A 13,913-nucleotide genomic window follows, 5' to 3' on the forward strand; every position below is an offset into this window, starting at 1 on the left:
AAAACAACTATTAGACCTTCTATGAATCAATTAACACCTAAAAATTGGATATTCATCAAACAACGACTGACCCCTTATTTATTTTTACTACCCGCCTTAGTTCTTTTGGTGTTAACAGTATTTTGGCCTGCACTGCAAGCGTTTTACCTCAGCTTTACCAGCTACGAAGATATTGCCCAACCGCCACAATGGATAGGTTTTGGCAACTTCCTCAAGCTTTGGAAGGATGCAGTTTTTTGGAAAACCTTGGAAAACACTTTTTTATATCTTGTGGGTGTAGTCCCAATTTTAGTAATTGCTCCCCTAGTGCTGGCAATTTTGGTAAATCAGAAACTGCGGGGGATGAATTGGTTTAGAGCAGCGTACTACACCCCAGTGGTAATTTCAATGGTGGTTGCGGGAATAGCTTGGAAATGGCTGTATGCAGAAAACGGATTACTGAATCAGTTTTTGAAAGCTTTGGGTCTTTTTCCAGAAGGTATTCCTTGGTTAACTAGCCCAGAAAAAATTTTTGGTATTGTACCAATTTCTCTTGCCAGCGTCATGGCTGTCACCGTGTGGAAGGGGCTAGGCTACTACATGGTGATTTATTTGGCGGGGTTGCAATCAATTCCTGCTGATGTTTACGAAGCTGCTGCGATCGATGGTTCTGATGGTATCAGCAAACATTGGGATATTACCATACCTTTGATGAAGCCGTATTTAGCACTAGTGGCGGTGATTTCGGCTATTTCTGCCACCAAAGTCTTTGAAGAAGTATACATTATGACCCAAGGCGGCCCACTCAGTAGCTCAAAAACGATTGTTTATTATCTATATGAGCAAGCTTTTGGTAACTTGGAAATCAGCTATGCTTGCACAATTGGTTTAGTGCTATTTTTGATAATTTTAGGATTATCAATTTTGCGATTAGTTATCAATCAAGAAGGCGGAGATAATATCACAATCTGATATTAACTTAATTTAAATATATTAAAAATTGGGGACTTTGAATGGCTTTTGCCCCCCTTTATTAAGGGGGGTTGGGGGGATCTTCTGACAATTCAGGTCATCTGGAAAACCTCTCTCTAAATCTCTCTCCTTTTAGGAGAGAGAATGCTTATCTATAAATTTGTAAACAAAACTCAACAGGAGTTGGAAGCGATGTTTGGATTAACTGATTGGAGACAAACTAAATTTTACCAAGAAGTAAAGGAAGAAACAAAACTGGAGACTATACCCCAATACGGTTCAGTTAAGGAAAATTGTAGGTTGGGTTGAGCGACAGCGAAACCCAACAAACCCGCCAAATGTTGGGTTTCGTTCCTCAACCCAACCTACGTGTATCAAGGTTTTTGGCTTTAACTGAACCGTATTGGACTATACCCCGTCTGCTGAAGTTTGATTTAAGTATAGAGCAAATCGCCCAAGCATTAGAATTGAATGTTGAACAGGTAAGACAAGCTATTGAGAAGCAAGGAGAAGAGGGAACAGGAAGTAATTCGTAATTCGTAATTCGTAATTCGTAATTCGTAATTGAGGAGATTGATTTAAAACCGTGTTTGATACTCCACTACTGCACGACTATCATCGGTTAAGTTAGTGGAAGCACGCACACGAAACATATCGTTTATCCGGTAATTAACACCCCATTGGAAGGGGTCATTTGTTGTCAAAATCTTGATGCTGGAAACCGAGATTTTAGAAGAAATATCAACCCCAGCTTCTGCTGCTAATTCCAAAGTTGAACTGCTTTTTCCAGCTTCGGGATTATCAGAAATAACGGTAGGAAATATCCGCAGTTCACTTAAGCCAAAGCTACTCCCAATCTGGTTAAAAGCTGACTGAAAATTGTTGAACACAGCCGAACCTGCGATGTTAATCAAACCCAAAGTACTGTCACCTCGTCCTTGGGTGTCTATAAACCCACCTCCTAAAAGTGCCACAATTTCGGTTTGACTACGTGACGGACTACTTGTTAGTTCTAGATTTTCATTTAGTTTGCTGGCTAGACCGTTGATAGTGGCTTCGACTCGAACACTCTCTAAGGCTGATAAACCTGTGGTATTTACTCGGCTGAAGTCATTACTTTGAGTTACATCCAATACCTTGGCATATAGCCGAATATCTAAGTTAGGGTCGCGGGGTTGAGACGTACTAAAAGTTGCGGTGTGTGTATAGCCACGAGCAAGGTTAAATTGGGTAGTAAATAAATTTACCCCACCTTGTTCTAATCGGATAGTACCATCGGGTATTGGCTGATTGATTGAGCCGTTAACTATGAGCTTACCAGTTGCGCGGAAACTAAGAATAGGTGGACGGGTAATTTGGACGTTTTTACCGAGTTCTAAATCTAGATTATTAAATCTAGCGATGCCTACTGGCAAGGCCGCCGCCGACGCCTTTTGTGTTCCATTCCCAATTTCAGGTTTACTCTGCTTATTGGCTTTTGTGGGTACTACCCCAAAACCACTATTTGCAGATGAAGCAGTGTTGGTAGATTCTGCCAGCAATACCTGACCATCAAATAAATTTACTCTACCGCCAATTACTGGGTTAAGGGCAGAACCAGTAATCTGTAAATTGCCACTAGCACCTCCCTGGTAAAGTCCCTTCAGATTCAACGCCAGCTGATCGAGATTAACAGTCAGGGGATTGTTGATAGTCACGTTGTCATTGTTGAAAATGGGAATTTCTCCAGCAGCTTCTACCTTCCCACGGCTAAATCTACCTTGAAGATTTTCTACTAAGATGCTGTCAAAATTAAACAGCACTCTACCTGTAACACTTCTCAACTTACCTGGCAAAGCCTGGGCTGAAAAAGTAGCATTATTGACAGTAGCAATTCCATTTACTTCGGGTTTTTGCAACGTTCCGCGCACCTTGAGGTCTACTTCTCCTTCACCTTTTTCAAATACCACTTGATTAGTCAATGCGTTTAACAGTGCCAATCCCTCGTTTTCTAACTTCACATCTAAACTGATTTGATCGCTGTCTGGTGCAACGGTTGCAAAAGGCAATTTATAAGGGATGCTACCAGTAATATCAACAGGTTTTGGCCCAGCAACTGCTACGGTACTATTAAAGTTTAAGCGTCCGTTGGCATAGCTGAAACTTGCGATCGCAGAATCTATTTTGTTCTGATTCAATAATCCTTCTGTAACTTGCAATTCCCCTCTAGCTTGGGGATTAGCAATACTGCCGGCTATTGCTGCTGTACCGTTAAGATTACCTGTGATTCCAACTGGTAGTTTGACAAAATTATTCAGTACTTGTACTGGCAAATTATTCACCCGCAACTGGCCAGATTGTTCATCACCGCCAACGTTACCCGTAAAAGCAATCAACCTGTTTGCAGATTCAAGCCGTAAAGGTCGCAAACTCAAAACACCATTTTCAAAGTTGCCTTCGGCAATCACTTTTTCGGCAGTATAATAACGATTTCGTTCTTCCTTTTTACCCCAGGCAAAGTCTTGCCCATTCAAATTAAAATCCACTGATAATCCATTGGCTGTAGCTGTATTTACAGCCACTTCCCCGTTGAAAGTCCCCTTTAAGTCTGCCAAATCTGGTATAGGAGTAGAATTAAGTCGCTTTTCTTCCTGTTCTTCTACCAAAGCTTCAATTTCAGAAAATCGTTGGATTTGAGTTAATAAAGGTTGATTTTGCGTTCCTTGGGGGGTGGTCGTTAGATCCTCTGCTGTGCCGTAGATTTCTGCTGAACCACCTGGCAAGTTTTGTAAATCAAATATCTGCGCTACCGTTAGAACATCTTGGATCTCTCCCTGGTTGACGTTCAGTTTACCTTGTAGTTGAGGGCCTTTACGGCTTTGAGCAAAACTACCGACAAAGGCGTAGCTACTTTTGCCTTTGACAAATTCGCTACTGGTGACTGTGCCTTTCCCATCACTGTAGAGGAATTGAGCAGCTAAACGATCGCCTTTAAGCCGGCCAATTTGCGGATTTGCGATCGCTAAATTCCCTTTAGCTGCCAATGTCTCCTGATTAAAGAGCAAATCCCCAGTTAACAAGCCAGTTATCTTACCAGTACCCAATCTAGTAATTGCTGGTGGAGTCAAATTCAAGATTTGTAAAGGGAAATTTGCAAGTTTGAGCGTCCAATTATTCCCTTGAGCATTACCTATAGCTGATGCTTGCTGCCATTTTACTAAGAAGGATTTCGGGCGATTATTGGCATCTAAATTGAAGGTGAGGCGATCGCTATTACCCGCCAAGTTCAAATTTAACCCACGTCCCTGTGCTGAATCGATGTTTCCAGTTAACAACGGTTCAAAAGCAATATTTTGAACAACCAAGTCTCGTAAATTAATTTGCCCTACCACATTTGGCAAGGGTAGCTTACCAGTGATTTGTCCATTAAAATCTACTCTTCCCGCCACAGCAACCTGATTAGGAAGATTGATCGGTAACTGTTTTAAGTTGTAATTCTGCGCTTGGACGTTGAGATTTAAGGCAGTAATTTCCGGTATACCTGCCTTTCTTGCATTGGCTAAGATGTTACCAGTCACACTTAAACCGGGAGCAGTTGCTCGTTCAATGGTCAGCCTTTCACCACTCCAAGCGATCGCAGCCGTCAGGGGTTGCTCAAAACCAGGGATACCTTGGGATAATTGCACCTGTCCAGCAGCACGCACATCAGCTAATTTGGATGATCCAAACCTGCCAGCTAATTGCAACTGACCGCCAAACTGACCCCGCAATTGCTGATTTAATCGATTTAATTCTACACCCGAAGCATTAACTACAGCTTGATAGCGACCATTAGCCAACTGGATATTAGAAGCTGCGATCGTTCCACCCGCAAGATTCAGCCGTCCCTGACCACTAGCTTGGATAGTTTGCGGTTGGAAGGACTCAACAGAACCCGCCACGTTTGCTTGACCAGTTAACGTCCCTCGAAACTGCGGTGGTACTGCTGCTAACTGCTGCAACGGGACATTATTTGCTTGAACTTGCGCCTGATATACACCATTCGCCAATTGAATATTAGAGGCTGTAATAATCCCACGCGCAACATTTATCTGCGCTTGACCGTTGGCTTGAATAGTTTGCAGCTTAAAAGAATCAACAGAACCCGCGACGTTGAACTGACCAGTTAAGGCTCCCTGGAACTGCTTTGGTACTGTTGCCAACTGCTGCACAGGGACATTATTTGCTTGAACTTGCGCCTGATATACACCATTCGCTACTTGAATATTAGAGGCTGTAACCGTACCACCGCCAATCGCAAGACGACCCTCGCCACTGCCACGGAGGGTTTTCAGGCTGAAATTATCTCTGTTGCCTGCGATTTGGAACGTACCCGCCAATGGGTTATTTAAAGCTGGGGGAGACTGTTTTAATATTTGTCCCAACCGCACACCATTAGCTACAAGTTGAGCAGAAAAGCTTTGGTCTTGTAGTTGGATATTAGAAACTGCAACTGTGCCGCCACCAATTTGAACTCCTCCACCATCAGTGCGAATCGTAGCAATTTTAAATGGTGCTGTGCTGCCTGAGAGAATGAGACGACCATTATACTGTGCTTCCGCCAAAGAGACATTTTGCAGTTGACTTTTGTCTACAAAGGGTTCCAATTTTACCCCAGAGGCAACAGCCACAGCTTGCCAACGCTGATTGGCGTAACTACCAGTTGCCTGGACTGTACCACCACTTACATTCAGAGCTACATTGCGGAAAGAGACATTGCGATTTGGAGCGATCGCAACTTCACCAGTTCCTGGGTAAGTTCCGTTAGGAGCCTGGTATTGTACCGCAGTTTGGGCATTGGTGGGAGGGCCAGTTAGTTGGGCAGTACCTGAGATATTGCCGATTTGGAAGTTGGGTGTTATTTCATAAACTTTTGCGATCGCATCCCCTGGAAGATTCTTGGCAGCGAAATTTATATCCAGTTGCGGATTTTTACCGAGTTGAATTGTCCCAGCGCCAGTGATATCACCACCAACTTTAGCTTTACCTTGAATATCTTTCAGGGTAATTAAAGAGGAACTAGTCGCAAGTTCAAACTTACTACTGATGGTATTAAAATCAACTTTATCAATCCGAGCAGTTTGAATTGTGGTAACTGTGCCTGAGAGAATTGGTTGGGTAGTTGATCCAGTAATCTGCAAATCAGCTTGTACTTGTCCCGCGATCGGCACAGGTAGTTTTACCTTGAGAGTCTCTTGGGCATTAACCAAACTTACCGCATTTACCCGCCCTGCCAACTTAAAGCCTGCTTGAGTGTCGATGATTCCCGTAGCCACTACCGGAATTTTGCCGTAGTTGGTAGTAACATTATCTAGCTGCAACTCCGTTCCCTGGAAGCGAAGATTTCCTTGGCTATCAGTCAACAGTTGCGGGACTTTGGGTATTTGAACTGTTACGCCTTGGACAACAGCACTGCCATACAATAAAGTCCGTTGTCTTGGTGTTAACCTAACTAACAAGTCGCCATTGGCTCGACCCGCCTGTAAGTTCACTGGTAACTTAATTAACCTAGAAATATCCGCAGCTAGCAAGTCTTGCGATCGCACTTGAAAGTCCCCTGCTAGCACCCTAGAACGCGTCTCTCCCTGAATAGAAATACTGCCACCACTGTCTGCTAGCCCCCCCACATCAAACCTGATGAACTGGTTATTTGCCAAAAGTTGGGCAGAACCGTTGATTTGAGAAAATCCCACAGGAGATAAGGGAGACGTGGAAGATATTCCTCCCCCTGCTCCCCCTGCTCCCCCTGCTCCCCCTGCCCTATTCTGCGGCATCAACGCCAGCTTGGCATTGCGAAACCACAATTTGTCCAAATCGGTTTTAATAGCGGCGCCTTCACGCGACGGCGCTATATTAGTGGAAACCCAGCGCCCTTGTTTATCCTGTTCAATGTAAATATCTGGGTTGACTAAGGTAACATCTAGCTTTAAATGGCGGTTAAAGATTAGTTGTAAAGGGTCAAAACCCACCTCTACAGCTTCAACTGCGGCCCGATCTGGATCTGTGGATGTGGCTGGGATAGCTGAAGCCCCAAACTGCACTCCCGTCAACGAAAATTGTGTGACTTTTCCCAATTTTACCGGACGGTTGAGTGTAGTAGTGAGATTTTGTTGTGCCAACGGCGTTAACTCTGTTTGGACAAAAGTCCACAAGCGGCAAATACCGACAATAACTCCTAACAGCAAAAGTCCGCCCAAAGCAATGCTACCCCGACTCAACACCAGCAACCATAGACGCTTGCGGATCGGGCACGGTGAGGGAATATCTTGATTGGGAGATTTAGTCATTTGCTTTTACATTATTAATTGCCAGATGTCGCTAGCACACACAAGCATTAACTGGCACGCTGATTCAGTATGCCATTTCCAGGATACGCCAACTAAACCCAAGACCTCATTGGTTGAGTTACGGTATTTGCTTAATCCAATACTTATGCTTCATAATATTGGCGTTTTCAGGTAAATCTGATCCCAATAGAATGAAAATTGTTCCTGTGACTTTCGCTGAGGCACAACCTAGAACTTTAATATAAACCTTAAAAAAGACAGATGATTACACTAAGTGTTAAATAATACCCATAAGGTATTTTAGTATTTAAGCAGTTATTCAAAACGGTGCTGACTTGGGTTTATTAGCTGACAGTTGCGGCAACAGTGTAGACACTCTTATTAAGCATTATCTACAACCGGATAAGGAAAGAGTACTGAAAAACATCTAAGTAAATAGAGAAGTGTAGTCGAAATTACTCCAATTAGAATTCCCTAATTAAGAAGAGATTTAACTATGAAATTATTCTATTTTTATAAATAGACTGTGAGCAAGAATGTCGTCAAATATCTATTTGACGACATACAAGTAAAACAGGCACAGAGTAAATATTAAAAGCGTATTACACAGTTGAAAAGATATCTTCAAGTAGAGTCTTGATTATTTTTCAATTCAGTAAATATATGTTTTTGCCTATTATAACCCCAAAAAGTCAATCCTAACAGTGGTGTTGATATAACACTCAATCCCGAAATTATATCTATAAAGAAATTAGAAGAATGCTGTTTATTTGGACTATTAGAACCATGTATAAAAAATGAAATTAACAATACGCCTAAAGAAGAATAAAAAAGACCTGCGCTTGTCTTTTTATTATCTTCTATCATTTTTAGTTGATTATTACGCCACTCTAAATCAATTTCAACTGTTACATAATTTGTATAAATTTCTTTATGTTCCTGTGTTCGTTCACAACGATATTCATCAAATCCATCAAAATATATATTTTTACTCTTCCTTTCAATTTGACGTATTACAAAACGGTCGTCACTGTTATCTAGTCTTTCTACTGACCCTACTATTAAAGACATCTTATAGCGGTTATCGATTGGATGAGAACACCAAAATCCTTGCTGTCAAATCATTCCAGCATTTTTTTTGTATCTCACTGAACTGCACACCGCTATAGTTTCTGGTTTGAATTTTTTCAGCACAGTTTTATCAGATAGTTGGTAAACTATTAAGTCAGACATAAAAACTCTATTAAATTAGAACTAGTAACTTCTTATTTTATTGCTAATTAAATAACTCTAAAAATCCTTTAATAACTGCTGTGGCGTTTTCATGGCATTGTTCTGCTAAAAACCATAGAGGTTGGTTACAAATTTTGATTTCTCATGACATAAAAAGCATTCCTTTAGAGAACTATATACATAATTCCCAGAAATAGATACATAATTGCTATTGTTAAAAAAATAATCTAAAAATTCTTATTAAGTTTTATTGCTAATATTTTAATATATCCAGAAAAAATTACTTTGATTTAACTCAATTAAGGTAAAAAATAACATCATGTCAACTCCTGAAGAATTTGCTAGAAGAGAAAGGTTGATTGATAAATGTAAAGTTCTAGTGAACGATGATAAATATGAAATATCTAGTTGTGGAGAACACGTAAATCATGAAAAACAGACAATAGAATGGCAGGTACAACGAAAAGGGATAACAGAAAATTTTTCAATTGAAGAATTTGAGGTCTACATAAAAAATCTAGAAAAAGAAATCGACCCCTAACTTTTTTGTAAGTCATCAAGCAAGATTGTCCCCTTCCCCATACAGGGTCTACAGAAGTGCGATGAAAATCAATCGGCACGGATGCGCTAAGGTTCTCACATAGTGAGAGATACAGCTATAAATTTAAGGCTAGAGTCAATTTTCAAACTCTAGCCTTAAATTTGTTATATATATTGCTTTTCAGCTATCTGTGTAGTTTAGACAGAATCTTAGAAATAAAGCTCTAATTACTATTGCCTTCCTTTCTTTTCATCCAGTGCTTTTTGAATAGCTTCTCTACAGAATTCAGGGGGGTCATCTTGTTGCTGTACTTCCTCCTTCATGGATTTTGTCATGCGTATATTCATTTTTTCAGTTAGCGGTTCTTCACCTTTTCTCTTCCCTGGCTGCAAATTCTCAGGTGTTCCTCTAGGGTTAGGCATTTATGTAGAAACGTAAATATAAGTTGAATCGATAGGAAGCTATCGAATAGAGTTTTAAATCGGTGGTGACACACGTCTTGGAAAACAGTACACCACCGATACCACTTTTAAGGAATGGCTACTCTATGTTTACACGATCGGAACTTGAAAGCAAAACTATTCAGGAGCTACGAGACTTATGCAGAAGATACGGCTTAAAGCCTACTGGGAACTCAGGTTACAAGAATAGTTACATTGTAAGCTTGATGTCATTTCCAGCGATCGCACTTAAACAGATGGAAGACGGTAGAGGAATAAAAAGGTTAAGTTTTGAAGCATTCCAGAATATTGGCGCAGCATTAGATCAGATAAATGATCCGACTGATGAACAAGCAGCACTTATCAAGCTAACGATGGAAGAGAGAAGATTACGTGCGCCGCTATCCTGGGAACAGCAAAAGCTACTTAACCTCTACATAGCAAAACAGAAACTAGAAGAAGTCATGTATTTATTAGGTGAGTAAGTAGCTTAAAAATTTCAGATTAATAACTAAAGACTCTATATAGAGTCTTTTTTGTTTGTTTGTGACGAAAGTTCTTAGAGTAATAGTCTAAGAAGTACGGGGTAACTGATATATATTAGGATATTTATGTTTATGGTCTTTTCTGAGGTGAGAAATATGTGAGCATATATTGAGCATTGATATTTAGTAATTATTTATACCTAAAATAAAAAATTACTAGATAGATCAAATTACCAGAAAAGTAGTTCAAATGTACTAAAAGGTTAAATACTAGAAAATTAATAGAAGATAGAAAAATACAACCTGAAAGTATTGGTTTAACTTTATGATTACGCCTATGCGTGTTTTTGTGTTAATTTTTAATGCTCGGACGGAAAATGAGGGAATTCATACCATTCGGGAAGGCGATGCCGAAGGCGGCAAGCTACGCAATAAAATTCTGATGTTCGAGTCAGAAGACGACGCCACCCGCTTTGCCCTGATGTTAGAAGCTCAGGATTTTCCCTCACCTACACCAGAGCCGTTCGATGCTGAGGAAATCAAGGAATTTTGCGAAAGTGCTGGATATGAATGGGAAATCATCCCAGAAAACAGCAATCTACTTGTAACTCCTCCAGAACTTAACGTCGAACAAACTGACTGGCAAGTAGATGCCCAGAAGGAGGATACTGTTGAAGACACCTTCCCTCTCAATCAACAGCCACTAGAAGAACCAGAATTGTCTGATTCTGAACTAGAGAAGATGCGTCGCAAATTAGAAGGATTGTTGTAATTAGTCATTAGTCATTGGTCATTGGTCACTTGTACTGAGCCTAGTCGAAGTATTGGTCATTGGTCATTGGTCGCTAACTGACTAATGACAAAGAACAAATGACAAAGGACAAAAAACAAATGACAAACTTGCAGGAACGTGGGCATCTTTTAACCGAGCTGGTAAATCCTAACAGTCTTAACTTAGACCAGCTCAGTTCTCTGGAATTGGTGGAGCTGTTTAATAGCGAAGACCAAAAGGCAATCGAGGCGGTTGCGGCGGCGAAAATTCAGTTGGCACAAGCAATTGATAGCACCGCAGAGCGTTTGCGCCACGGAGGACGCTTATTTTATATCGGTGCGGGCACAAGTGGCAGGTTAGGAGTGTTAGATGCTGCTGAGTGTCCACCTACTTTTTGTACACCCCCAGAGTTGGTACAGGGGATTATTGCTGGTGGTGCTGGCGCACTGGTACGCAGTTCGGAGGATTTAGAAGATAGCATCGAAGATGGGGAGGCTGCGATCGCAGGGCGGCAAATTACCCAATTAGATGTCGTAGTTGGCATTACCGCAGGTGGAACAACGCCTTATGTTCACGGTGCCCTTCATGCTGCCCGTCAGCGAGGAGCCAAGACTATTTTTATCGCCTGTGTTCCCGCAGAACAAGTTAGCTTTGATGCCGATATTGACATTCGCCTATTAACAGGGCCAGAAATAATCGCTGGCTCAACTCGTCTGAAAGCTGGTACAGTCACGAAATTAGCTTTAAATATCCTTTCTTCTGGGGTGATGGTCAAACTAGGCAAAGTTTACGGTAATCGCATGGTAGATGTGGCGGTAACAAATCAAAAGTTACGCGATCGCGCTTTGCGAATTTTGCAAGACCTCACAGGCTTAAGTCGGGAAGCTGCTGGTTTTTTATTAGAACGTAGTGGTAAATGGGTGAAGCTAGCGCTATTGATGCACTGGACTGGTTTAGAAAAAGACGAAGGCGATCGGCTTCTTTCAGAACACCAAAGTAATCTTAGGGCAGCTGTTATCAGCTATCAAAACCCCAAAAAACCTTAAAGAAGTTCTCCTAAATAAATACTTTTTTGATGTCGTTAACTGTTGACTGTTGACTGTTGACGGGTTTTCAGTCATCACTCATCAGTCATCACTCATCAGTCATCACTCATCACTCATCACTCATCACTCATCACTCATCACTCATCACTCATCACTCATCAGGTAAATGTACAATATTATTTGCGTAACACCTTATTAAGAAATGTAACTTTAAATAAATAGTTTTAAGATATATTGCCAATCTCAGTAAATGAAATATAGATAGAGACTGCCAATCTTTTTTAAACAAAAATTCAGAAATTATACGGATATAATTCTGTATGGGAATTATTAAAATAATATATAAACACTGAATGCATCTTTTTTAATGATGGGGGCTATAGCAACCTATTTTAGTCGGAAATTTTACCGATAATCAACTCTCTGCAACATGACTTTTTTACTAATAAGATTTTGGTATTTTCCTATATCCCTAGATTTTAATAAATTTAATTTAGACTGCTATATCCGAAATGTATTTGCACTTATTGACGTATCTGGTAACCAGTATATAGCTAGTGCATGTCGCGGAAACCAACCTACCATTTCATTACAGCCAGAAAACCCAAAATTAAAGCTTTTTGACTTTTTTACCCTGAGCGCAGCCGAAGGGTGACTTCCCCACAGTGGCTGACTTTTACCTTGCGGTACTAGTGTGGGTTTTTCAATAGCTGGCTTTTTAATACAAGGAAAAAAGTATGACCCACTCCGAACTTATTCTTTCAAATAACCTAGTTAATGAATTTAAAACTTGTACTCAGTTGCAATATAATGGCAAATTAAATATTAAAAGTTCTAAAGGCAGCCAATGGACTTTTTATTATCGGCTGGGGCGAATAGTTTGGGCAACAGGTGGAACTCATCCCTTCCGCCGTTGGCGTAGAAATATGGCTCAAAATTGTCCCCAGATTGATGTTGATAAATTGCAGTTGCGTTTGCAAGACGTATCACTAGATTACTGGGATTACCGCATTCTAGAAATCTTTTATAAAAAACAGAAAATTCAGAGAGAGCAAATTCAGTCTATTGCCGAAAACACCATAGCAGAAATATTATTTGACCTAGCTATGCAAGGAAATTTTGCTTCTATAAGTTGCAATCGCAGTCAAGAAGTTATCTTAGAAACACCAATGAGCTTCACGAGTGCAGAAATGTCTGTAAAGCACATGCAAGACTCGTGGAAAATTTGGTCAGAAGCAGGTTTAGCAAATTTTTCTCCTGACTTGGCACCAGTTCTACGCCGACCAGAACAACTTCAACAGATGGTAAGTCCATCTGTCTATAAAAACTTTGTAAATTTAATCAACGGCAAATTAACTCTGCGAGATTTAGCCGTGAAAATGAAGCAAAGTGTACTGCCACTCACCCGTTCATTGCTTCCCTATATCCTTAAAGGAATCATTGAATTGGTGGAAATACCTGACATGCCATTAGTAATGACTGAGGCCAACAATAAGCCTATCACCGGACAACCGAAAAAATCGATTGCTCCACTAATAGCCTGCGTAGATGATAGCCCCCAGGTATGTAAAATGCTGGAAGATATTATCACTTCCAATGGACTAAGGTTTATCAAGATTCAAGATGCTGTACAAGCTCTCCCAACCCTTATTCAGGATAAACCAGACCTGATTTTCTTGGATTTGATTATGCCAGTCGCCAGTGGTTACGAAATTTGTACTCAGTTGCGACGAATATCTGCTTTCGCCAATACACCAGTAATTATATTAACAGGTAGTGATGGTCTTTTAGATAGAGTTCGTGCTAAGGTAGTCGGTTCTACAGATTTCATCACTAAACCTGTAGTGCCTGAGAAGGTAATGAGTATAATACGTAAATATTTACCTGCGTTGAGTGTACCCATCGACAAGAGTAAAGCTAATTTAGAAGTTTGTAAATAGGGAGAATTAATAATTTTTCTTGATGATTAATCATAAACTAATCTGATTAGCTTGAAAATTTAATTCCTTAGCATGAGCCTATTGCTTAACAATAGCCATAATAAAAATATTTACAATCGATAAATTTTTCCAGCTCAGTAAACATAAAATTACTGGGGTGATAAATAAGAAGTCCAAATTCACAAGAGGCAAGTAGGTGG

The 13,913-nt window shown here is 40.5% G+C and carries 10 protein-coding genes; 7 read left to right on the plus strand and 3 right to left on the minus strand.

Annotated features, from left to right (window positions below; all coding sequences use genetic code 11):
• The first annotated feature begins 21 nt into the window (after positions 1 to 21).
• The gene (locus tag D1367_RS05915; RefSeq protein ID WP_118164458.1) at positions 22 to 951 is read left to right on the plus strand and encodes a carbohydrate ABC transporter permease; all 930 of its coding nucleotides are present in this window, start codon (positions 22 to 24) and stop codon (positions 949 to 951) included.
• A gap of 305 nt (positions 952 to 1,256) precedes the next feature.
• Complete coding sequence (locus tag D1367_RS33060) at positions 1,257 to 1,487, plus strand: hypothetical protein (RefSeq protein WP_118164461.1); 231 nt, start codon at positions 1,257 to 1,259, stop codon at positions 1,485 to 1,487.
• Between the two features lie 42 nt (positions 1,488 to 1,529).
• Here the strand turns inward: D1367_RS33060 and D1367_RS05925 are convergent, their stop codons facing one another.
• Entirely contained in the window at positions 1,530 to 7,256 is a 5,727-nt protein-coding gene (locus D1367_RS05925; RefSeq protein ID WP_118164465.1) for a translocation/assembly module TamB domain-containing protein, read from the minus strand.
• Between the two features lie 624 nt (positions 7,257 to 7,880).
• Positions 7,881 to 8,327, minus strand: coding sequence for a hypothetical protein (locus D1367_RS05930; RefSeq protein ID WP_118164468.1), 447 nt, complete (start codon positions 8,325 to 8,327; stop codon positions 7,881 to 7,883).
• A gap of 481 nt (positions 8,328 to 8,808) precedes the next feature.
• On the opposite strand from D1367_RS05930, the gene D1367_RS05935 reads away from it, so the two are divergent.
• The gene (locus tag D1367_RS05935) at positions 8,809 to 9,030 is read left to right on the plus strand and encodes a hypothetical protein (protein WP_118164473.1); all 222 of its coding nucleotides are present in this window, start codon (positions 8,809 to 8,811) and stop codon (positions 9,028 to 9,030) included.
• Between the two features lie 230 nt (positions 9,031 to 9,260).
• On the opposite strand, the gene D1367_RS05940 is transcribed toward D1367_RS05935, so the two are convergent.
• Positions 9,261 to 9,452: a hypothetical protein gene (locus D1367_RS05940; protein ID WP_118164477.1), complete on the minus strand. Its 192-nt coding sequence runs from the start codon at positions 9,450 to 9,452 to the stop codon at positions 9,261 to 9,263.
• A 62-nt stretch (positions 9,453 to 9,514) separates the two neighbouring features.
• Here D1367_RS05940 and D1367_RS05945 point away from each other — a divergent pair, with 62 nt between their 5' ends.
• From D1367_RS05945 to D1367_RS05965, 4 genes are all read left to right on the plus strand, one after another.
• Positions 9,515 to 9,955 carry a hypothetical protein gene (locus D1367_RS05945; RefSeq protein ID WP_338042143.1) on the plus strand — a complete coding sequence of 147 codons (441 nt, stop codon included), beginning with the start codon at positions 9,515 to 9,517 and terminating at the stop codon, positions 9,953 to 9,955.
• Positions 9,956 to 10,280: 325 nt separating this feature from the next.
• A complete protein-coding gene (locus tag D1367_RS05950; RefSeq protein WP_118164485.1) occupies positions 10,281 to 10,727 on the plus strand; it encodes a DUF3110 domain-containing protein in 447 nt (148 codons plus the stop codon).
• 119 nt (positions 10,728 to 10,846) lie between these two features.
• Positions 10,847 to 11,773, plus strand: coding sequence for an N-acetylmuramic acid 6-phosphate etherase (murQ, locus tag D1367_RS05955; protein WP_118171152.1), 927 nt, complete (start codon positions 10,847 to 10,849; stop codon positions 11,771 to 11,773).
• A 737-nt stretch (positions 11,774 to 12,510) separates the two neighbouring features.
• A complete protein-coding gene (locus D1367_RS05965) occupies positions 12,511 to 13,713 on the plus strand; it encodes a response regulator (protein ID WP_118164492.1) in 1,203 nt (400 codons plus the stop codon).
• Positions 13,714 to 13,913: the final 200 nt, after the last annotated feature.

It is taken from the genome of Nostoc sphaeroides (assembly GCF_003443655.1).
Lineage (GTDB): Bacteria > Cyanobacteriota > Cyanobacteriia > Cyanobacteriales > Nostocaceae > Nostoc > Nostoc sphaeroides.